Raw genomic sequence first — 22118 nt, 5'->3', positions numbered from 1 at the left:
GCCTCGGCTTTGCGTGTTGAGAAATTGAATCTCTTTTTTGGTTTAACTCTATGAATTATAGTCAAAATCAGAGATTTCGACGCTTGCCTTCCAGAATGTCCAGAACCGCGCGCGCGCAGTCCAGCACATTGGAACCGGGACCGAATACAGCAGCGACGCCGTGGTCGAACAGGTACTGATAATCCTGACGTGGCACCACGCCGCCGCAGACCACGACGATATTTTCAGCGCCCTTGGCTTTTAGCGTTTCGACAAGTTGCGGCAGCAAGGTCTTGTGACCGGCGGCGAGCGACGACACGCCAATGACATGCACTTTCGACTTGATCGCCAGGTCGGCGGCTTCATCGGGTGTCTGGAACAAAGGTCCGGCCAGAACTTCGAAACCGATATCGCCGAAGGCCGACGCAATGATCTTCGCGCCGCGATCATGTCCGTCCTGCCCAAGCTTGGCGACCATCACCTTCGGTTTTGCGCCGCTATGCTGGGAGAATTCTTCCAGCCGCGATACCAGCATCTGATATTCCGGCTCGTCTTTATAGGCATCGCCATAGACCTTGCGGATGACTTTCGGCTCGGCAGCGTGGTCACCGAAAGCACGGCGCATGGCGTCGGAGATTTCGCCGACTGTGGCGCGAGCGCGAGAAGATTCCACAGCGGCGGCAAGAAGATTGCCTTCACCGCTGATCGCGATTTTCTCAAGTTCAGCAAGAGCCGCTTCCACCTTGGCCTTGTCACGCGTCTGGCGGATACGCTCGATGCGGGCAATCTGCGACTGGCGCACAGCGGTATTGTCGATTTCGAGAATGTCGATCTCGTCTTCCTGTTCCAGACGGAACTTGTTGACGCCGACGATCACTTCCTCGCCCTTGTCGACTGCTGCTTGCCGCCGGGTGGCAGCTTCTTCGATCAGGCGCTTCGGCAGGCCACTTTCGACGGCCTTGGTCATGCCGCCTAGACCTTCGACTTCATCGATCAACGCCCAGGCTTTTTCCGCCAGTTCATTGGTCAGGTTTTCGATGTAATAGGAACCTGCCAGCGGATCGACCACCTTCGTCACGCCGGTCTCATTCTGGAGAATAAGCTGCGTGTTGCGGGCAATACGTGCCGAAAATTCGGTAGGCAAAGCAATGGCTTCGTCGAAGGCATTCGTATGCAGCGACTGCGTGCCGCCGAGTGCTGCCGACATCGCCTCGAATGCCGTGCGCACGACATTGTTGTAGGGGTCCTGTTCCTGCAACGATACACCAGACGTCTGGCAATGGGTGCGCAGCATCAGTGAGCCCGGCTTTTTCGGCTCGAACTCCTTCATGATGCGGGTCCAAAGCAGGCGTGCAGCACGCAGCTTGGCGATTTCCATGAAGAAATTCATGCCAATGGCGAAGAAGAACGACAGGCGACCGGCGAAGTCGTCGACATTCAGGCCCTTTTGCAGCGCGGCACGCACATATTCGCGCCCGTCAGCCAGTGTGAAGGCCAGTTCCTGCACCAGCGTCGCACCGGCTTCCTGCATGTGATAGCCGGAGATGGAAATCGAATTGAATTTCGGCATTTCCGTCGCGGTATAGGCGATGATGTCCGCAATGATCCGCATGGAGGGTTCCGGCGGATAAATATAGGTGTTGCGGACCATGAACTCCTTGAGAATATCGTTCTGGATGGTGCCGGAAAGCAGATCGCGCGACACGCCCTGTTCTTCACCCGCAACAATGAAATTGGCGAGGATCGGGATGACCGCGCCATTCATGGTCATGGAAACAGAGACTTTTTCAAGCGGAATGCCGTCGAAGAGGATTTTCATGTCCTCAACGGAGTCGATGGCCACGCCCGCCTTGCCAACGTCGCCAACGACACGCGGATGGTCGCTGTCATAGCCGCGATGGGTGGCAAGGTCGAAAGCAACCGAAACGCCTTGCTGCCCGGCGGCAAGCGCCTTGCGGTAAAAGGCGTTGGATGCTTCGGCGGTGGAGAAACCGGCATATTGGCGGATGGTCCACGGACGCCCGGCATACATGGTGGCGCGCGGGCCACGAACGAAAGGCTCGAAGCCGGGCAGGCTGTCGAGATGGCCGACATTTTGCAGATCATCGGCCGTGTAGAGCGGCTTTACGTCGATGCCTTCCGGCGTATGCCAGACAAGGCTATCCGCCGGACGCTTCAGTTCCTTCTCGGCCAACGCTTCCCAATCCGCGCGGGTTTTCTGCGTCATTGGCTTATTCTCCATCCCATCCTGCCCTCACCCTGAGGTGGGAGCGTAGCGACCCTCGAAGGGCGAGGGTCCAGTTCATCAGTATATCGATCCTGTCCGGCTTCCCCATCCTTCGAGACGCACCCTGCGGGCGCTCCTCAGGATGAGGAAACTACGGCTGGAGGAGGCGCGAAGCGCCGTCTCCAAGATCACTCGAATTCCATGATCAGCTCATCGACGGCAAGGCTCTCTCCGGCCTTGACCGCAATGCGCTTGACGGTGGCGCGGCGCTCTGCGCGGAGCACGTTTTCCATCTTCATGGCTTCGACTGTTGCAAGCGGCTGCCCGGCTTCTACCGTAGCGCCTTCCTCGGCCAGAATCGAGGTGATGACGCCCGGCATCGGGCAAAGCAGCATTTTCGACGTATCCGGCGGCAGCTTGACCGGCATCAGCTTTGCCAGTTCCGCAACACGCGGTTTGCGCACATGCGCCGTCAGGTCCATGCCGCGCCAGCGCAGCCGCCAGCCGGACCCTGCGCGGGCAACTTTCACGCTGACCGGCTTGCCGCCAACGGTGAAGGTGGCAAGTTGGCTGCCGGGGTGCCAATCGCTGGCAATGGTAAGGTCGCCGCCATCGGCGAAATTCACCGTTGCGCCGCCTTCGCCATCCGCAAGGCGAACGGGCACCAGATGATCACCAATCTTCACAACCCAGTCGTTACCCGGCTTAACGTCCTGACCGGAAAGGCGACCGGAAATCTGTCCATCACGGGTGACGACAGTGAGATTGATATGGGCTGCGACAGCGGCCAGCAGACGCGCATCGTCTTCTGACGGTGTCACGCCAGCGAAGCCATCAGGATATTCTTCGGCGATGAAAGCCGTGGTCAGCGCACCGGCTCTGAACCGCTGGTGATCCATAACAGCGGACAGGAACGGCAGATTATGGCCGATACCTTCAACTTCAAATGCGTCGAGCGCATTGCCCATGGCGTCGATTGCGGAAAGGCGATCCGGCCCCCAGCTGCAAAGCTTGGCGATCATCGGATCGTAATACATCGAGATTTCGCCGCCCTCGAACACGCCCGTATCATTGCGGATGACGGTTCCATCTTCGCGACGGCCTTCCACAGGTGGCCGGTAGCGGGTCAGGCGACCGATCGATGGCAGGAAGTTGCGATATGGGTCTTCGGCATAGAGACGGCTCTCCATGGCCCAGCCGTTAAGCTTTACGTCTGCCTGACCGAAGCGCAGCTTTTCACCGGCGGCGACGCGGATCATCTCTTCCACGAGATCGATGCCGGTGATGAGTTCGGTCACCGGATGCTCCACCTGCAAACGTGTATTCATTTCGAGGAAATAGAAATTGCGGCTGCCATCGACGATAAACTCGACCGTACCGGCAGAATAATAACCCACCGCCTTGGCAAGCGCGACGGCCTGTTCACCCATGGCCTTGCGGGTTGCTTCGTCGAGGAAAGGTGAGGGCGCTTCCTCGATCACCTTCTGGTTTCGACGCTGGATGGAGCATTCACGTTCGCCAAGATAGACGACGTTGCCGTGCTGGTCGCCGAGCACCTGAATTTCGATATGGCGCGGCTGCGTGACGAATTTTTCGATGAAAATGCGGTCGTCGCCGAAGGAGGCCTTGGCTTCGTTGCGTGACAGCTGAAAGCCTTCGCGGGCTTCCTCGTCGTTCCACGCAATACGCATGCCCTTACCGCCACCACCGGCAGACGCCTTGATCATCACCGGATAGCCGATCATGCCTGCGATCTTCACCGCTTCATCGGCATTCTCGATCAGACCCATATGGCCCGGCACGGTGGATACGCCTGCTTCCGCGGCCAGTTTCTTGGAGGTGATCTTGTCGCCCATCGCGTCGATGGCGTTCACCGGCGGCCCAATGAAGGTGACATTGGCTGCCTTCAGCGCTTCGGCAAAGCGCGGGTTTTCCGAAAGGAAGCCGTAGCCCGGATGCACGGCATCCGCGCCTGTCGCCTTGATGGCACTGAGAATCTTGTCGATGACAATGTAAGACTGGTTGGAAGGTGCCGGGCCGATATGAACGGCCTCGTCGGCCATTTTCACATGCAGCGCATTGCGGTCGGCATCGGAATAAACCGCCACCGTCGCAATACCCATCTTCTTTGCGGTTTTGATCACACGGCAGGCAATTTCGCCGCGATTGGCAATGAGGATTTTCTTGATCATTTTATCTACTCAACTGAACCGGATCACAGCGGAATGGTGTCGTGCTTTTTCCAGGGCGTGCTCTGCTGCTTGTTGCGCAAGCTGGCAAAAGCGCGTGCAATGCGGCGGCGCGAGGAATGCGGCATGATCACTTCGTCGATGAAGCCGCGTTCCGCAGCCACGAACGGATTGGCAAAACGCGCCTCATATTCCTTCGTGCGCGCGGCGATCTTTTCAGGGTCGCCCAGCTCCGAACGGTAGAGAATTTCCGTTGCGCCCTTTGCGCCCATCACGGCGATTTCCGCCGTTGGCCAGGCGTAGTTGATATCTGCGCCGATATGTTTGGAGGCCATCACGTCATAAGCACCGCCATAGGCCTTGCGCGTGATGAGCGTGACCATCGGCACCGTCGCCTGACTATAGGCAAACAGCAGCTTTGCGCCGTGCTTGATGACACCGCCATATTCCTGCGCCGTGCCCGGCAGAAAGCCCGGTACGTCCACAAGGGTCAGGAGCGGTATTGAGAAAGCGTCACAGAAGCGCACGAAGCGCGCTGCCTTGCGTGAGGAATCGATGTCGAGGCAGCCTGCCAGCACCATGGGCTGGTTGGCGACGACGCCGACGGTCTGGCCTTCGATGCGCAGGAAGCCGGTAATGATATTCTTGGCGAAGGCTTCCTGAATTTCGAAGAACTCGCCTTCGTCTGCCAGCGCGAGGATCAGTTCCTTCATGTCGTAAGGCTTGGTCGCGCTGTCGGGGATCAGCGTATCGAGCCTCATTTCCAGTCGCGACGGATCGTCATGGACCGGGCGAACCGGCGGCTTGTCGCGATTGTTGAGCGGCAGGAAGTCGAACAGGATGCGTACCTGTTCCAGCGCTTCGATGTCATTCTCGTAAGCGCCGTCAGCGACCGACGACTTTGCGGTGTGCGTGCGCGCGCCGCCCAGTTCTTCCGCTGTGACGATCTCGTTCGTGACGGTCTTCACCACATCCGGGCCGGTGACGAACATGTAGGATGAGTCGCGCACCATGAAGATGAAATCCGTCATGGCAGGGGAATAGACCGCGCCGCCAGCGCAGGGGCCCATGATGACCGAAATCTGCGGGATGACGCCGGAAGCATCGGCATTGCGCTTGAACACATCGGCATAACCGGCCAGCGAAGCGACGCCTTCCTGAATGCGCGCACCGCCGGAATCGTTGAGACCGATGACAGGCGCGCCGTTCTTCATCGCCATATCCATGATCTTGCAGATCTTCTGGGCATGGGTTTCCGACAGCGAGCCGCCGAGAACGGTGAAATCCTGACTGAATACATAGACCTGACGGCCATTGATCGTGCCCCAGCCGGTGACAACGCCATCGCCTGCCACTTTCTGCTCCGCCATGCCGAAATCGGTACAGCGATGCGTGACATACATGTCGAACTCCTCGAACGATCCTTCGTCGAGAAGCACTTCGATGCGTTCGCGTGCGGTCAGTTTGCCTTTGGCGTGCTGGGCGTCGATACGGCGCTGGCCACCGCCAAGACGCGCTTCGGCGCGGCGGGCTTCGAGCTGTTCTAGGAGTTCCTGCATTATTGCGGCCTTCGAAAGTCGGTTATGAAACTGAAATGATAGGCATTTTTATATGCGTTTTCTGAAACGCTTAAAGCGCTTGTGAGCCGTCTAGAAAAGCTTGAAAAGGTGCGATTGTGTAAGTTATAAATTTGCAAATAGCAAAATGCGAAATTGCGAAAATGGCACCCAAGAAGCTCTATGTCGGCAGGAAGATACGCGAAATCCGCGAACAGCATAAGGCGACCCAGTCGGCTTTTGCTGAACGTCTCGGTATTTCAACGAGTTATCTGAACCAGATCGAGAATAACCAGCGTCCGGTTTCGGCTGCTGTCCTGTTGGCGCTGGCTGAAAACTATCAGATCGATATCGGTGCAATCTCGCTTGGCGATGATGACCGGCTGCTATCGGCGGTATCCGAGGCGCTGGCCGATCCCGTATTCGATAATTACAAGCCGAACCTTCAGGAACTGAAACTCATCACCCAGAATGCGCCGGGGCTGGCCCATGCTCTGATCGCATGCCATCAGGCTTATCGGCGCAACAGTGAGCAGCTTGCCAGTCTCGATAACCAGCTGGGGCGCGCACCCTCGATAGCTGAGCCCGCGCCTTATGAGGAAGTGCGCGACTTCTTTCATTTTATCGACAATTATGTGCATGAGATTGATGTTGCAGCGGAAAAGCTTGCAGAGCAACTGGATGTTCCCGGACGGGACATCGGCGTGGCCCTGCCGCAATATATGGAAGAGCGGCATCAGGTGCGGCTGGCAAGAGCTGGCTCCGACGAGGCGGTTCTGCGCCGCTTCGATCCGGTTGCGCGGGTTCTCTATCTCAATCCCTATTCACCTGCTTCCACCCGTCATTTCCAGATTGCGTTTCAGATCGCCGAACTTGAAATGGAAGATCTGGTTAATGCGATAGCGAGGCGAGCCGATTTTCGCTCGGTTGAAGCGGTCGAGATCTGCAAGATCGGTCTACGAAACTATTTCGCTGGCGCGCTGGTCATGCCTTACCAGACTTTCCTCGCAGCGGCGAAAGAGCTGCGTCATGATCTTGAACTGCTGGCTTCGCGCTTCGGGGCCAGTCTGGAGCAGGTTGCGCATCGTCTCAGCACGTTGCAGCGCTCGGGCCAGCGCGGCATCCCTGTGTTTTTCGCGCGCATCGACCGCGCAGGCAATATCACCAAGCGCCACAGTGCCGCCAAGCTGCAATTTGCGCGTTATGGTGCTGCCTGTCCGCTCTGGAATGTGCATCAGGCCTTTGAAATGCCGGGGCGGATTATTCGCCAGTTGGCCGAAACACCCGATGGCGCACGCTATCTTTGCGTGGCGACGGAACTGACGAAGAGCGAAGGAGGCTTCAACGCTCCGCAGCGGCGCTATGCCATCGCGCTTGGCTGCGAAGTCGGCTACGCGCATGATTTCGTCTATGCGGATGGTCTCGATATCACGGCGCGGTCAGCCTTTGACCCCATTGGCGTTTCATGCCGTATTTGCGACCGTGCGGAATGTGTGCAGCGCGCTGTGCCGCCGCTCAAAAGCAGGTTGGCGGTCGATCACGACCGCCGTGGAATCCTGCCGTACCGGTTGATGTAGATAGGGTATTTCTGGTTTCAATTGAAACCAGAAATACCCTATCCATTTGTTTTGACGCACATCTTATCCGAAAACCGTTTCACACTTTTCGGGATGTGCTTTAGAAACCGGCATGTTCCTTGAGGAAATCGGCTTCGTCTTCCGTCGTGCTGCGGCCTAGCACCTTGTTGCGATGTGGGAAGCGTCCGAACTGCTCGATGATATTGTGGTGTTCGCGGGCAAAGCCGAGCGAGTATTGGTCGCCGAGCTTTTCATAAAGGTCCACGCAGCGGCGCTGGTTGTCCAGATTTTCACTGTGCATGAAAGGCAGGTAGAAAAACTGCCGCTCATCGGCGGAAAGCTGCCGGTCGAAATCGTGGTCGAGCGCCTGCATGGCCACATCCAGCGCCAGACCGTCGCTCTCGAAGGAGCGGGACGAGCCGCGGAACATATTGCGCGGGAACTGGTCGAACAGAATGGTCAGGGCCAGCGCGCTTTCCGGTTGCTGTTTCCAGGATTCGAGCTTGCCAGCACGTGCATCTTCATAGGCTGCTGCGAATTTTTCGCGAATCTCTTCGTCGATAGCGTCGCTTTTCGTGAACCAGTTTTCACGCATCTTGGCTGAAAACCAGAATTTGAGCACATCTTGCGGTTCAATAGCCATTAGGGGCCTCCTTGTCTGGTTTTTCGTCTTTTGTTTCAGGCTCAGAAACTATTGAGCCTTGGGCGGAGCCTGATCTGGCTGCGGGCAGGGCGGCTCTCCCTTGAAGTTGCGAGACATACAGGCGAATCGGTCAAAACTCTTGCCCGTATCCATGGCGGCTTTCCCCGCACCACCGCAGCCCGTCAGGATGATGCCGGATAGCAGGGTGAGGGAGATGAAAATACCGGGTCGTTTCATGGTTTTTTCCCGAAATTGGACAGGCGCTGTAGGCTGACAAGATAATAGGTACGGGCGCAACGCAGAACAATAGAGCGGTTACCGGCTGTTGTCCTGACGCACATCCGAAGGTTCACATTCTCGCCAGATTAATTGGGTATGATTGCAACCATTAACCGGTCAGCAAGTTCTATCTTCTAGTAGCGATCGGTAATGGCCTCGTGGCGGAATGCAACGCAGGGAGCCTGCAAACTCCCCTGTCCTTGGTTCAAACCCAGGGCGAGGCCTCCATTATCCCCTTCCTCGATAATTTGGCACATTCTGTTCCGGGATCCATACATCCTGGGGTGCTGCGCCGGTCTGGTAAAACACGTCAATCGGGATGCCGCCGCGCGGATACCAGTATCCGCCGATGCGCAGCCATTCCGGTTGCAGAAGGTCCACCAGACGCTTGCCGATAGTCACGGTGCAATCTTCATGGAAAGCGCCGTGATTGCGGAATGAAAACAGGAAGAGCTTGAGCGATTTGCTTTCCACCAGCCAGCGATCCGGCACATAGTCGATCATCAGATGGGCGAAATCCGGCTGGCCCGTCATGGGGCAGAGCGAGGTGAATTCCGGCGCGGTAAAGCGCACGCAATAGCGCGTGCCATGCTGCGGATTGGCGACTTTTTCGAGAACGGCTTCTTCGGGCGAGGTTGGCACGCCGGTGGTCGAACCCAGCTGGGTCAAGCCGGAATATATCGTGTTTTCTGACATTTAAGCGCCTTTCATCAGGTTACGGCGCAGCCAGTTTCGCGCTTATGCGCGCAGCACAAGCATTGCTGCTTGGCTCTTGTCCTTGTTTTGACCGGGTAGGCTGCGACCGGTGGCAAAATTGCCGATGCGGCTGACTATCAGCCAGCCGAACGTGCGTAAAGTAAAAAGCAATTTGGATGCAGGAAGGCCCGCGCGAGGGGGCGGCGCGGGCCTTCCTTAAACCGGCTTCAATCGGCTTGCTTTAACGCATATTCCGAAAACCGTTCCACACGTTTCAGAATATACTCAGCGGCGATCCGAGATCGCACATCCGATGGCCACGCCGATCAGAATGCCGAGAATGCCAGCTGTCCCGAACAGCGTAGTCGCCGTTCCGGGGTTCTCGCGTATCGTTTCCGCCACCACTTGTCCGCGATCACGAACAGCCTGCGCCGTGTGCCGCAGCCGACCCGATACGTCATCCATTGCGTCTTCCGCGCGCTCCCGGAATTCTCCGGATTGGGAGGCAAGCGTACGGGAAAGACGTTTCAGCTCACCGCGCATATCGGCGATCTGCTTTTCCAAAGCTTGCTGGATATCGTTGGTGGTCTTGTCTTCGGCCATTTGTCGTCTCCGTTTACTGATGCAAGGAAAACGTGCGGAAGGCCGTTCGGTTCCATTCCATTTCAGAGCCGGGTGGGGCTTATGGTAAACGGATCATAAACCATTTTAATTTACCAATTTCGAATACATGAACTGTCTGGAGCGGGGCCAGAATGTATATCGAGAATGGTGCGCCTATCAGCCGAAACGAGCCGGTTTCAGCACGTATCGTCAAAGCCGCAGCGCTTGCGCAATGCTGCATTGACCAGCAGGAGCCGCAGCAATCTCGTGCCTTTGCTGAAGCAAGCCTGACGTTGATGCTGGATGATCCGTCGCCCAAAGTGCGTATCGCCATGGCCGATGTTCTGTCTACCAGCGCGCATTCCCCATTGCATATCGTCACGGCGCTTGCTGCCGATCAGCCCGAAGTGGCAGGCTATATTATCGCCCGCTCGCCGCTGCTGAGCGAAGCGGATCTTATCGACCGTGTTTCTTTCGGCGCGCCGCTGATCCAGTTGCTGGTCGCGGCCCGCCCGCATGTTTCGATCGCGCTTGCTGCCGCTATTGCAGAAGTCGGCACGTTCGAATCGGTCGCCGAATTGCTTCGCAACGGTTGTGCGCGGATTGCCCCGCTGTCATTCCGTCGGATCGCGGAGCGCTGCGGACATGAGCCGCATGTGCGTGAGGCGTTATTGGCGCATCCGCAACTGCCTGCCGATTGCCGTCATTTGCTGGTGGTGAAGGTTGGCGACGCCTTGAAAGAAATGCCGCTGGTCAATCGTCTTCTGGGCGAGCGCCGCGCTGCGAAGCTCGTCGGTGATGCCGCCATGCGTGCTTCCATCGACATTGCCGAGGCCTGCTCGCATGAGGAGTTGCCAGCCGTGGTGGAGCATCTGCGTCTGCGCGGTGAGGTGACGACAACTTTCATCATCCGCGTTGTTGCAGGCGGCCGTATCGATCTGTTCGCGGCTTTGATGGCGTCGTTATCCGATCTCGACGAAGACCGTATCTGCTCAATCATCTCGCATGGACGCCCCGCAGCGCTGGTTGCATTGCTGCGTTCTGCCGGTTTGGCGGATGCCACACATGCTGCGCTGATTGCAGCCATCGAAGCATGGCGCGCCGTTGCCAGTGGACGCAGCAAGTTCGGCCCGGTTGAAGTCTCCGCCCTGATGCTCGAAACCGCTGGCAAAAGCAGACATTTGGCTGCAAATGACGATCTCTTCGCATTACTGCGCTCAATTCATCAGGAATTCATGCGCCAGACCGCGCGCGACAGGCTGAGCCTGATGTCGGTCGCCTGATCGATTATGATTTGCGGGATGGGATGAGCAGGCTGAGAAAATAGCCTGCGGTCGTTCCGCAGACTGCGCCCGCAGCCTTGAACAGAAAATCTGCGATTTCCCCGTGACGCCCAGGCGCCAGACGCTGCAAAAGCTCGAACGCGCCTGCGCAGCCAACTGTCAGCAACAAGACCGATAGCCAATGGCGGGGATAGGCGAGCGCAAAAAGCGCACCGACGACAAAGAATGCTCCGAAACGTTCAACATTCGCAGGTTCACCAGTGATCGGGCGCAAGTTGATCGGGCCGACTGTGACGATGAGAATGAAGACGAGGACAAGCCAGGCAACAATGCGCAAAAAACGCTTCATGAAAGTGTGTCCTCTATCCGTCTCTATTCTTCACTGTGATCGCCCTCAGCTTCGTCCTGCCGGGGATCGCCGCATCGGGCATACATGCGGTCTGTAACGGATTTTTTTAGATTATTGCCGAATGGCAGTTCGTAATGCGCGATGACATCGACGCCCATACACCATTTAACATCGTGCGGCGAGAGGCCATAATTGGTTTCCAGAAAGGCCGTCACATATTGAATGCCTTCGTCACAGGTGTCTGTTTTACAGAATTTGCCATCCTGCGCGAGCTGGCGAATCGATCCTTCGCCGATCTTGACCACAATAGGCTCGACCGCAAATGGAACCGCGCCGCCGATTGCGATGACGATGAGTCCGATCAATGTGTATTTTACCGAGCGCCGCATAAATTGCCGTCATACCTGTTTCGTGATGTCGCTATAACGCATGATCGGCAATATCATGGCAAGATCGCCTAGCCGGATACAGCGCTATATTGCTGTTTTAATGCGTCTTTTCTGCGAGTATTCGCGCATTCTCCGCAATTTCTGCCTGTTATAAGCCCAAGATTGCGGCTCCTAAAAGAATGCCAATATTTTAGTATGTGACGGATTGATGTTGACTTTTACGTAAATGCAGTTGCACAACATTCAATCATTTGGTGCTTGTCCCAAAAACTGTGTGACGGTTTTTGGATAAGATGAGTGTAAAATAAAGATTGAGGGTGCAAGTCTGATTCATTCAGTTCAAAACGTGCTCTTAAGTAAGGTGTGATGATCGTGGTGCGCGAATATTATACGATTACGGAGTTGACGCGGGAATTCGGAATATCGACCCGCACGCTGCGTTTCTACGAGGATGAAGGACTGATCGCGCCTGTTCGGCGTGGCCGGACCCGTTTGTTCCGTCCGTCTGACCGTCACCTTCTCAAGCAGATTCTGCGCGGCAAGCGTCTGGGCTTCTCCATTGCCGAGATTCACGAGATCATCCAGATGTATCGCGAGCCCCCCGGCGAAACGGGTCAGCTCAAGCTTTTGATGAAGCGCGTTGAAGAAAAACGCGACGACCTGCGCCAGAAGCGCCGCGATATCGACGAAACGGTCGGCGAGCTGGATCAGATCGAAGAAGCTTGCATTGAGCGGCTGGCGGAGCTCGGCGTCAGTACGTAACACCGCTTATTCGGGTTGTGTATCGGGAACTGGCGAACACATATTCGCAATCTCGCGCACCGTGCTGTTGTTCTGCTGATCGGCCTTGCCGGTAAAGACATCATCAAACAGTTGCGCCTTGTCGAGTTCACTCACGACGCAGCCGCAGAACGCATTGCAAAGCGCTTCGCTGCCGGTTTGCGAACAAGCCGCCACGCATGACTGCGTAAAGGCTTCTCTGGGCGCTGGTCGGGCAGGCGGCGCGATCTGCACAAACACATAAACCAGCGAAATGAGCACCGGCTGGTGGATGAGGTAGAAGGCAAGGCTGTGCCTGCCGATGAAGGTGAGCGGCTTTTGCAGGAAGGTGGGCTTGATGCCTCCCGCAAGCAGTGCCAGCAAATTGTAACGCTCGGCGAGACGCGCAGCCGCAATCCCCACAAGAACAGCGCCAAACCATGGGAACAACGGCACATAGTCGTTGGAACGTATGGTGACGGTTGAAAGCCCGACAAACGCCAGTGCTGGATGATTGAAAATCTCGGCTCTGGCAAAGTATGGCGCGGCGATGACCAACACTGCGACGATCAGAGTCACAATCCACGGCAGGCGCAAGAAGAGCAGGCCGAGAACACTCGCCAGTGCAATCTGATGCAGAATGCCGAAAAAGATGAAGCTCTCTGGCGACATCAGATAGGTGACGCCAGTAATGGCCGCTGCTGCGACCACGATCTGCGCCAGACGTATGCCTACCGAATGCCAGCGTATGCCACGACCATGAGCGAGAACGAGGCTGAAACCGACAAGAAACAGGAAGCTGGAGGCGATGCAGCGTGCAAACAGTTTCCAGCCGCCCTGTGCCGTCGTCGCCGGGGCCATATAGCCAAAAAACTCCAGATCCCAGCCAAAATGGTAGATCGCCATGGCGATCAGCGCGATGCCGCGCGCTATATCGATGCGCCCGAGACGCCCCAGCGAGGTGCGAGGGCTGGCAGGTGTGGTTTCTGCTTCGGCAGTGTTCTGCATGGTGCTTTCCGGCTCCGATTCCTCGCAAATCTCTAACACAGCCTGCAGCCAATTCTATAGTATTGCGATGAGCGGGATTCGATCCCGCATTGATCGTTACGCTTGGGGCTTCATAGTGTTCTATAGTTTTTCAAAACTTTTCTGGCTTTTCTTTCAACCGCTTACGATCATTTTTCTGTTCGTTTTGCTTGGCTTTGTGGCCCTATGGATCGGCTTTCGCAAAACCGGTCTGGCTGCGCTGGGTGCGGCAGCGCTCATCCTGTTTTTTAGCGCGTTCACCACACTTGGCGCATTGTTTCTCGCGCCGCTTGAAGACCGTTTCCCAAAAGCCGCATTGCCGGAACATGTCGACGGCATCGTTGTGCTGGGCGGTTATATGAACGGTGACATCAATGCGGGACGGCCGGGATTTGAACTGAACAGCGCCGCCGACCGCATCGTCGAGACCATGCGGCTTGCGCGGCTTTATCCGAATGCGAAAATTATCGTTTCCGGCGGCGAGGGCGCATTTTTTGAAGAATCGAGCAGTGAAGCCGACACGACCCGCGCGCTTTTGAATGATCTGGGTTTTTCCGGGGATCGCTATATTTACGAGAACAAGTCGCGCAACACGGTTGAAAATGCGGAGTTTTCGAAAGAGCTGGCCCAGCCCAAGCCGGGTGAAAAGTGGTTGCTGGTGACCTCCGCTTATCACATGCCGCGTTCTGTCGGCTGTTTTCGCAAGGCCGGTTTCGACGTGATCGCTTGGCCAGTCGATTACAAGACGCGTCTCAACGAAAAACTCTCCATCTATCTGGAGTCACCCAATGACGCCCTGTCACGCTTCAGCGTGGCAATGCGGGAGTGGGTCGGGCTGGCCGCTTACCGGTTCACAGGCAAGACAGATATGTTCCTGCCACAACCCTGATGCCGCAATTCTGCCGTCACTATAAAGCTTTTGTTAACGAAAAAATTTCGTAAGTGTTTGATTGGAGTTATGTTTTTGAAGTGCGGCGCTAGTGGTTTTAACAGGTCGCCGCATTTCAGCCGCTTTTCGCCGTTGCTTTTTGCGCTTCACATAGCTATATGATTGGTAACAGTGACGTGATCAAAACCGCTGTTATCCGGACCGATACACAATAGGGTTATGAAAAGTTCCATGGACGAAACCGTTCAAAAATCCTGCTGGGGCGTTACGCTCTGGGCAGTCATTGGGCTCGCCGCTATCATTCTCATGGCCTACCTCTTCTCTGTCTGATCGACGAGGCGCTGCGGATCAGGCTGATCCGACGGCAGCGCGGAAACAGAGCTACGCATTCCGGAAAATTGATGCCGCATTTCGGCAATCCGTTTGCGTTATTCCTTTCCTACACTATCTGATATGAATGTACCGAAACGCGTGTTGTATTCGCTTGCGCATACAACTGTCCTGACAGGGCCAGCGTTACGGTCAAAGCTTGGTCAGTCCTCGCATGTCGACGGGCTGTAGAAGGTGTGGAATGTTTCTGTCGGTTTTCGATCTCTTCAAGATTGGTATTGGGCCTTCCAGTTCCCATACGATGGGGCCCATGACGGCTGCCCGAATGTTTCTCAATGAGATCATCAGCGGCAACTGGCCTCGGCCTGCGCATTCCAAGATCGTTCGCCTGAAAGCGAGCCTGCACGGTTCGCTGGCCTATACCGGCGTTGGTCATGCGACCGACCGCGCGGTCATTCTTGGCCTTTGCGGTTTTCTGCCCGACACGATTGACCCCGATATCATGGATTCGGAAGTCGAGAAGGTTCTGGCAGCTAAGAAGGTGCAGCCGGAAGGCCATCCGTCCTATCAGTTCGACCCGGCGGTCGATCTCGTTCTCGACCGCAAGACGCCGCTTCCCGGCCACGCCAACGGCATGGCATTCTCCGCTTATGACCGTGACGACAATCTCCTGTTGCGCCGTGCTTATTTTTCCATTGGCGGCGGTTTCGTTGTCACGGAAGAAGAGTTGAGCCGCGTCCAGCGCAGCGGAGCGAAACAGGATGACAAGGCCGATGTGCCTTATCCTTTCCGGAATGCCGCCGAGATGCTGGTCATGGCCCATGATAGTGGGCTGTCGATCGCTGAAATGAAGCGCGCAAATGAAGAAGTGCATATGTCGCGGGACGAACTCGACGCAGGTCTGGACCGCGTCTGGGGTGCTATGCGCGGCTGCATTGAGCGCGGCCTGAGCCGTGAGGGCATTATGCCGGGGGGGCTCGGCGTTCGTCGTCGTGCGCGGCATATCCACGACAAGCTTCAGGACGACTGGCGCAACAATCGTAGCAATCCGCTGCTCGCCAATGATTGGCTGTCGGTCTATGCCATGGCGGTCAACGAGGAAAACGCCTCGGGCGGCAGGGTGGTTACGGCCCCGACCAATGGCGCGGCGGGCGTAGTCCCGGCGGTCCTCCGCTATTATCTGCATTTTCACGACGATGCCGACGAGAAGGGCATACGCGATTTTCTGCTGACATCAGCGGCTATCGGCGGCGTTATCAAGCACAATGCGTCTATTTCCGGCGCAGAGGTTGGCTGCCAGGGCGAGGTGGGTTCCGCTTCGGCAATGGCTGCTGCCGGACTCGCCGCAGTTCTCGGCGGTTCGCCCGAACAGATCGAAAATGCAGCTGAAATCGCGCTGGAGCATCACCTTGGCATGACGTGCGATCCGGTCGCCGGACTGGTTCAGGTGCCGTGCATCGAACGCAATGCGCTGGGTGCCGTGAAGGCGGTGACCGCTGCGTCGCTGGCAGTGAAGGGCGATGGCAAGCATTTCGTGCCGCTGGATGCCTGCATCGAAACCATGCGCCAGACCGGCCATGACATGAGCGAGCGCTACAAGGAAACCAGTCAGGGCGGTCTTGCTGTGAACGTGGTGGCCTGCTGAGCGCTCAATTTTAGGAGAACGCGATTCTTCACGCTTGAAGCGGTCGCGTCCCTTGGCTAAACCGCTTCCATGGCTCTCAATCTCGTCAAGCTTTGTGTTGGTTGCGATAGTATCGAAGATCTCGCAGCCTGGATCGATTTCCGCCTCGCCGAACAGCGGGGCGTTGGGCTCGTGCCCGAACAGACCCACACGACGCGGATGGTGCCAAAGCGCATTGACGAGTTGCTTGAGGGCGGTTCGCTTTACTGGGTCATCAAGGGCAATATCCAGTGCCGTCAGCGACTGCTGGATGTCCGACCCTTTACGGATGAAGCAGGTATCAGCCGCTGCCACTTCGTGCTGGAACCGAAGATCGTTCCGACGGAATGGCAACCGCGCCGCGCTTTTCAGGGGTGGCGTTATCTGAGCGACAATGAAGTGCCGCGTGATGAAGCAGCCGGAAAATCGGGCAGAGCGGCACTTCCCGCCGAACTGCGTCAGGAACTGGCCGCACTCGGGCTGCTCTGATTTGAATGTCTTTTAAAACAAAAAGCCCGCCAATCGGCGGGCTTTTTGTAGTTCAGTTTGGTTCCGTCAGTTCTCGATCGTAACGCGAACGGTGATCGTGTTCGAATTGACAGGCAGTGTCATGCGCATTCTTGCGCGTGGCTGGGAAAGGCGCTTGTTGCGGGCTGCGTGGCTAACCAGCAGGCCGACGAGATCACGGGTTTGAAACCCGGTGCCGCGGCGCACATCGGCAATTCGCAATGCGGCTTGTTTGAGTGTCTGCACCGAGAACAGCCCGCCGAGTGCAGGCGCACGGTTTTCTTCATGAGACCAGACGGTCTTCAGCGGCGGTTGTACGTAAGTGTCTTTCATATTGGACATCTCGAAACCCTCTACGCTTTACAAAATTCGGGTTTGAAGCTGTTGCGAGGGGCGAAAGTCCCCTCGCGCTTGATCAGTTGGCAACGGCATAGCAGCCGAAGCTCTTCTTCTTGAGAGATGCGCAGGCATCCCATGCAGCCTGCTTCGAGTTGAAGCCGACAAAACGGGCACGGTAGTAAGTGGCGTTGCCCTTGCTGAAGGTTTCCGTGTAGGGCGATGCACTGCGCAGCGCGCCACCGACAGACGAGGAAGCCTTGGCAAGCATGTCGCGAGCCTGACCTTCGCTTGGCAGAGAACCGATCTGGATGGCCCAGCCGCCAGCTGATGGCGCCGAAGCGGTCGTGACCGGGTCAACATCCTGCTGCGATGCCTGAGCCTGCGCTTGGGCCTGCAACGTTCCCGATGGGATAGAGGCCTTTGGCGTCGGGCGAACGGCTGCTTGTGCGGCAAGGGCTGCCGGACGGGCGGTCGGAGCGGCCAGAGCCAGCACCTGCGGCTGATCCGCATCGCCTTCACCGGATTCGTTATTGATCGTGTCGTTGACCGTTTCTACGCGTGCAACGGGAACAGGCGCCTGTTTTGCCTTCGGCAGATCGACAGCGGCAACTGTTTGCGGCACGTCATTCGTCGCTGCAATGAGGGCGTCTGTGCTGCGGCCACGTTTGGCCTGCGGCAGATATTTGTTGATCAGCTGCGCCATATGGGCATCACGGCTTGCACCGGTATTACCGCCCATGACAACGGCGACGATGCGGCGGCCATCGAGATTGACCGACGAAACGAGGTTGTAGCCGGAAGCATTGGTATAACCGGTCTTGATGCCGTCCACGCCTTCGATGCGGCCGAGCAGACGGTTGTGACCATTGATGGTCTGACCACGATAAACGAAGCTGCGGCGCGAGAAATACGCGAATTCACGCGGGAAATGCTGACGCAGCGCAATGCCGAGAATCGCCATGTCGCGCGCTGTGGAATGCTGCGCCATGTTCGGAAGGCCGGATGCGTTGCGGAAAGTGGTGTTGCGCATGCCGAGACGACGCGCCTTGGCGGTCATCATCTGGGCAAAACGCTCTTCCGAGCCGCCAATATACTCGCCGACTGCGGTGGCCGCGTCATTGGCGGATTTGGTGACCATGGCGAGTGCCGCATCTTCAGCGCGAATGGTCTGGCCGGGGCGGAAACCGATCTTTGTTGGCGGACGTGCGCGGGCATAAGCCGACACAGGAATCGGCGTATCGCGGTTGATGCGTCCGGCCTGCATGGCCTCAAACAGCATATAGAGCGTCATCATCTTGGTCAGCGAAGCGGGATAACGCTGCGCATCGGCATTCGCGGCAAAAAGCGTCTTGCCCGTGTTCGCATCGACGACGATTGCAGCATACCTGTCGCTTGCGGCAATAGCCGGTATCGTGGTGGAGGCTGTCGAACAGCCCGTCACGGTCGCGAGAAGGAGCGTAGCTTGCGCCGCTTTTTTCAGGGCATATGCGACTTTACTGAATGCCAAACGCACGATGATGACCTATCTGAATGCTGGCCTATGAGCTGGCCTTGCCGGAACTTTTATGCTGCGGCACAAAAGGCACACAGCGATCTAATTCCTCCACCCTAATGTCATCAGCGTTACCAATCCGTTTATGGTAAGCGTGTCGTTCATAATTATCCGAAAATTTTTTTGGTCGCCCGATGTGGTTCCCACCTTTGATCACGCATTTATGAAGACCGTTTTACGACTGAACGGCATCTGTTCGGACAAAATGCGACGGCGGTTTTTTGCAGAAAGCGTTAGCAAACCGGGCCTTGACCTATATTAGTTGTGTCAAGGGGCTCGCTGGTAATAAGTCTCGGTTGCAAGTGCCACTGAAGGGCTTAAAATCAGCAGGAAAAGACCTACATATTGACGCAGGGCGGGGTCGGCAGATGGGCATTTGGGTACAGGTTTCATGAGGCATTTCAATACAATCATGCAAAGCAAGACCGATGGCGGGAACGGGCCGGATAACGGCACCGTTGTGGTCACGCGCACGCAGCCTAAAACCAAGAAGCCCAGCCTCTACCGTGTCCTGCTTCTAAACGACGACTACACCCCCATGGAGTTCGTCGTACATGTCCTGCAGCGTTTTTTCCAAAAAAGCCTTGATGATGCCACGCGCATCATGCTGCATGTTCACAATCACGGTGTTGGTGAATGCGGTGTATTTACATACGAAGTCGCCGAGACCAAAGTGAGCCAGGTCATGGATTTTGCCCGCCAGAATCAGCATCCGCTGCAATGCGTGATGGAGAAAAAGTGAGGTCATATGCCATCGTTCTCTCCCAGCCTTGAAAGGGCACTGCATCAAGCCCTGACAATCGCAAACGAGCGGCATCACGAATATGCTACGCTCGAACATCTTTTGCTTGCCCTGATCGACGATCAGGATGCGGGTGCAGTGATGCGCGCCTGCAACGTCGATCTGGACCACCTGAAGCGCGTCGTTACCGATTATATCGACCGCGAACTGGATAATCTCGTCACCGGCTATGACGAGGATTCCAAACCGACGGCCGCCTTCCAGCGCGTAATCCAGCGCGCGGTCATTCACGTCCAGTCGTCGAATCGTGAAGAAGTCACGGGCGCCAATGTGCTCGTCGCCATCTTCGCGGAACGGGAAAGCCATGCTGCCTACTTCCTTCAGGAACAGCAGATGACCCGTTACGACGCCGTGAACTATATTTCGCACGGCATTTCCAAGCGTCCTCAGAGCGGTGAAACCCGTTCTCCGCGCGGCGCTGAAAATCCGAGCGAAGAGCAACGCCCCGGCGTGGAGCAGGAAGAGGGACCGAAGAAGAAGCAGGACGCCTTGTCCGCTTACTGCGTCAACCTCAATGACAAAGCCAAAGCCGGTCGTATTGATCCGCTGATCGGTCGCGACAGCGAAATCAGCCGGACGATTCAGGTCCTGTGCCGCCGCTCGAAGAACAACCCGCTTTATGTGGGTGATCCCGGCGTCGGCAAGACCGCCATTGCCGAGGGTCTCGCAAAGCGTATCGTGGAAGGACAGGTTCCCGAAGCGCTCGCCGACGCGACGATTTTCTCGCTCGACATGGGCACGCTTCTGGCTGGTACGCGCTATCGCGGTGACTTTGAAGAACGTCTGAAGCAGGTCGTGAAGGAACTCGAAGAGTTTCCGGGCGCGGTGCTGTTCATCGACGAAATTCATACGGTCATCGGAGCCGGTGCGACTTCGGGCGGTGCGATGGATGCATCAAACCTGCTCAAGCCTGCGCTTTCTTCCGGCGCGATCCGTTGCATCGGGTCAACGACCTATAAGGAATATCGCCAGTTCTTCGAGAAGGATCGGGCCCTTGTGCGTCGCTTCCAGAAGATCGACGTCAATGAACCGTCGATCCCGGATGCGATTGAAATCATGAAAGGGCTGAAGCCTTACTTCGAGGATTTTCACAAGGTCAAATACACGGTCGACGCCATCAAGTCGGCGGTGGAATTGTCCGCGCGCTATATTTCGGATCGCAAGCTGCCCGACAAGGCGATTGATGTGATCGACGAAACCGGTGCGAGCCAGATGCTTTTGCCGGAAAACAAGCGCAAGAAGACCATCGGCGTAAAGGAAATCGAAGCGACTATCGCGACGATGGCCCGTATTCCGCCGAAGTCCGTCTCGAAGGATGACGAACTGGTCCTGTCGCATCTCGATGCGGAACTGAAACGTGTCGTCTATGGTCAGGATCTGGCTATCGAAGCGCTGTCGGCCTCGATCAAGCTGGCTCGTGCGGGTCTGCGTGAACCGGACAAGCCAATCGGCTCCTATCTGTTCTCCGGCCCAACCGGCGTCGGTAAGACGGAAGTTGCCAAGCAGCTTGCTGCTTCGCTCGGTGTGGAGCTTCTGCGTTTCGACATGTCGGAATATATGGAGCGCCATACGGTTTCGCGGCTGATCGGTGCACCTCCCGGCTATGTCGGGTTCGACCAGGGCGGTCTTCTGACCGATGGCGTCGATCAGCATCCGCATTGCGTGCTGCTGCTCGACGAAATCGAGAAGGCGCATCCGGACCTCTACAACATTCTGTTGCAGGTCATGGATCATGGCTCGCTGACTGACCATAACGGCAAGAAGATCGATTTCCGCAACGTGATCCTGATCATGACCACCAATGCCGGTGCGTCGGATATGGCCAGAGCGGCAATTGGCTTCGGCTCCACGCGGCGTGAAGGCGACGATATGGAAGCGATCAACCGGCTGTTCACGCCGGAGTTCCGCAACCGTCTCGATGCGATCATTCCGTTCGGTCCGCTGCCGGTTCCGGTTATTCATCAGGTCGTGCAGAAGTTCGTTCTTCAACTGGAAGCACAGCTTGCCGAACGTGGTGTTACCTTCGAACTGACCGAAGGCGCAATCGCATGGCTTGCCGACAAGGGCTATGACGAGCGCATGGGTGCCCGTCCGCTTGGACGTGTCATTCAGGAGCACATCAAGAAGCCATTGGCTGATGAAGTGCTGTTCGGAAAGCTCAAGCATGGCGGCACAGTGCGCGTCGACGTGATCACCAAGGCAGACGGCAAGACCGACCTGTCACTGGAATCGGTTGCCGAGCAGCCTGTGAAGCCGAAGAAGGACATTCCGGCGGAGAAGAAGATTTCTCCTCGTCGGAAGGCCGCACCGAAGAAGGCTGAAAAGGAAAAGGTTCTCGCCGGTAAGGACGAACCAGCTCCGAAGCCAGCCGCCAAGGCGGCGCCGAAAGCTTCGGCTGCCAAGTCCTCGGTACCGAAAGTACCGCGCAAGAAGTAAAGCATGATAAGGCGGCCCCTCTTCGGAGGGGCCTTTTTTGTTTAT

The 22118-nt window shown here is 56.8% G+C and carries 20 protein-coding genes; 8 read left to right on the top strand and 12 right to left on the bottom strand.

What is annotated here, in order from left to right:
• Positions 1–67 precede the first annotated feature (67 nt).
• The 3 genes from scpA to FHW00_RS21950 all read right to left on the bottom strand — a co-directional run bounded on the left by scpA (position 68) and on the right by FHW00_RS21950 (position 5954).
• The gene (scpA, locus tag FHW00_RS21960) at positions 68–2206 is read right to left on the bottom strand and encodes a methylmalonyl-CoA mutase (protein ID WP_078340809.1); all 2139 of its coding nucleotides are present in this window, start codon (positions 2204–2206) and stop codon (positions 68–70) included.
• A 188-nt stretch (positions 2207–2394) separates the two neighbouring features.
• The gene (locus FHW00_RS21955; protein ID WP_078340810.1) at positions 2395–4398 is read right to left on the bottom strand and encodes an acetyl-CoA carboxylase biotin carboxylase subunit; all 2004 of its coding nucleotides are present in this window, start codon (positions 4396–4398) and stop codon (positions 2395–2397) included.
• Positions 4399–4421: 23 nt separating this feature from the next.
• Positions 4422–5954 carry an acyl-CoA carboxylase subunit beta gene (locus FHW00_RS21950; RefSeq protein ID WP_078340811.1) on the bottom strand — a complete coding sequence of 511 codons (1533 nt, stop codon included), beginning with the start codon at positions 5952–5954 and terminating at the stop codon, positions 4422–4424.
• 161 nt (positions 5955–6115) lie between these two features.
• Between FHW00_RS21950 and FHW00_RS21945 the strand changes: the two genes are divergently transcribed.
• Entirely contained in the window at positions 6116–7528 is a 1413-nt protein-coding gene (locus FHW00_RS21945; protein WP_113533591.1) for an XRE family transcriptional regulator, read from the top strand.
• Positions 7529–7628: 100 nt separating this feature from the next.
• Here the strand turns inward: FHW00_RS21945 and FHW00_RS21940 are convergent, their stop codons facing one another.
• The 4 genes from FHW00_RS21940 to FHW00_RS21925 all read right to left on the bottom strand — a co-directional run bounded on the left by FHW00_RS21940 (position 7629) and on the right by FHW00_RS21925 (position 9749).
• The gene (locus tag FHW00_RS21940; protein ID WP_078340812.1) at positions 7629–8171 is read right to left on the bottom strand and encodes a DUF924 family protein; all 543 of its coding nucleotides are present in this window, start codon (positions 8169–8171) and stop codon (positions 7629–7631) included.
• A 48-nt stretch (positions 8172–8219) separates the two neighbouring features.
• Entirely contained in the window at positions 8220–8408 is a 189-nt protein-coding gene (locus FHW00_RS21935; RefSeq protein WP_078340813.1) for a hypothetical protein, read from the bottom strand.
• 270 nt (positions 8409–8678) lie between these two features.
• Positions 8679–9146 (bottom strand): preQ(1) synthase, encoded by a 468-nt coding sequence (gene queF, locus FHW00_RS21930; RefSeq protein ID WP_182514696.1) that lies wholly within the window; start codon positions 9144–9146, stop codon positions 8679–8681.
• Positions 9147–9431: 285 nt separating this feature from the next.
• Complete coding sequence (locus FHW00_RS21925) at positions 9432–9749, bottom strand: DUF883 family protein (RefSeq protein ID WP_078340814.1); 318 nt, start codon at positions 9747–9749, stop codon at positions 9432–9434.
• 152 nt (positions 9750–9901) lie between these two features.
• Between FHW00_RS21925 and FHW00_RS21920 the strand changes: the two genes are divergently transcribed.
• Positions 9902–11032 (top strand): DUF2336 domain-containing protein, encoded by a 1131-nt coding sequence (locus FHW00_RS21920; protein WP_078340815.1) that lies wholly within the window; start codon positions 9902–9904, stop codon positions 11030–11032.
• 4 nt (positions 11033–11036) lie between these two features.
• Here FHW00_RS21920 and FHW00_RS21915 read toward each other — a convergent pair whose 3' ends face one another.
• Both FHW00_RS21915 and FHW00_RS21910 read right to left on the bottom strand, forming a co-directional pair.
• Positions 11037–11381 (bottom strand): VanZ family protein, encoded by a 345-nt coding sequence (locus FHW00_RS21915; RefSeq protein ID WP_078340816.1) that lies wholly within the window; start codon positions 11379–11381, stop codon positions 11037–11039.
• Positions 11382–11404: 23 nt separating this feature from the next.
• A complete protein-coding gene (locus FHW00_RS21910) occupies positions 11405–11770 on the bottom strand; it encodes a hypothetical protein (RefSeq protein ID WP_078340817.1) in 366 nt (121 codons plus the stop codon).
• Positions 11771–12145: 375 nt separating this feature from the next.
• Here FHW00_RS21910 and FHW00_RS21905 point away from each other — a divergent pair, with 375 nt between their 5' ends.
• Entirely contained in the window at positions 12146–12532 is a 387-nt protein-coding gene (locus FHW00_RS21905) for a MerR family transcriptional regulator (RefSeq protein ID WP_078340841.1), read from the top strand.
• Between the two features lie 6 nt (positions 12533–12538).
• On the opposite strand, the gene FHW00_RS21900 is transcribed toward FHW00_RS21905, so the two are convergent.
• On the bottom strand, positions 12539–13537 hold the full coding sequence (locus FHW00_RS21900) for a heparan-alpha-glucosaminide N-acetyltransferase (protein ID WP_078340818.1): 999 nt from the start codon (positions 13535–13537) through the stop codon (positions 12539–12541).
• Positions 13538–13652: 115 nt separating this feature from the next.
• Between FHW00_RS21900 and FHW00_RS21895 the strand changes: the two genes are divergently transcribed.
• The 3 genes from FHW00_RS21895 to FHW00_RS21885 all read left to right on the top strand — a co-directional run bounded on the left by FHW00_RS21895 (position 13653) and on the right by FHW00_RS21885 (position 16926).
• Positions 13653–14444, top strand: a complete 792-nt coding sequence (locus FHW00_RS21895; protein WP_078340842.1) for a YdcF family protein — start codon at positions 13653–13655, stop codon at positions 14442–14444.
• A 571-nt stretch (positions 14445–15015) separates the two neighbouring features.
• Positions 15016–16419, top strand: coding sequence for an L-serine ammonia-lyase (locus FHW00_RS21890; protein ID WP_078340819.1), 1404 nt, complete (start codon positions 15016–15018; stop codon positions 16417–16419).
• Positions 16420–16488: 69 nt separating this feature from the next.
• Entirely contained in the window at positions 16489–16926 is a 438-nt protein-coding gene (locus tag FHW00_RS21885) for a DUF1489 family protein (protein WP_078340820.1), read from the top strand.
• 66 nt (positions 16927–16992) lie between these two features.
• Here FHW00_RS21885 and FHW00_RS21880 read toward each other — a convergent pair whose 3' ends face one another.
• Positions 16993–17286 (bottom strand): hypothetical protein, encoded by a 294-nt coding sequence (locus FHW00_RS21880; RefSeq protein WP_078340821.1) that lies wholly within the window; start codon positions 17284–17286, stop codon positions 16993–16995.
• Positions 17287–17359: 73 nt separating this feature from the next.
• Positions 17360–18796 carry a D-alanyl-D-alanine carboxypeptidase gene (locus tag FHW00_RS21875; protein ID WP_078340822.1) on the bottom strand — a complete coding sequence of 479 codons (1437 nt, stop codon included), beginning with the start codon at positions 18794–18796 and terminating at the stop codon, positions 17360–17362.
• A gap of 430 nt (positions 18797–19226) precedes the next feature.
• On the opposite strand from FHW00_RS21875, the gene clpS reads away from it, so the two are divergent.
• Together clpS and clpA are read left to right on the top strand one after the other, a co-directional pair.
• A complete protein-coding gene (clpS, locus tag FHW00_RS21870; protein ID WP_078340823.1) occupies positions 19227–19577 on the top strand; it encodes an ATP-dependent Clp protease adapter ClpS in 351 nt (116 codons plus the stop codon).
• Positions 19578–19583: 6 nt separating this feature from the next.
• Positions 19584–22073 carry an ATP-dependent Clp protease ATP-binding subunit ClpA gene (clpA, locus tag FHW00_RS21865; protein WP_078340824.1) on the top strand — a complete coding sequence of 830 codons (2490 nt, stop codon included), beginning with the start codon at positions 19584–19586 and terminating at the stop codon, positions 22071–22073.
• Positions 22074–22118: the final 45 nt, after the last annotated feature.

The organism is Ochrobactrum sp. P6BSIII, assembly GCF_014138065.1.
GTDB lineage: Bacteria > Pseudomonadota > Alphaproteobacteria > Rhizobiales > Rhizobiaceae > Brucella.
The sequence above is the reverse complement of the archived record's forward strand: the minus strand, read 5'-3'. Positions and strand labels throughout refer to the sequence as shown.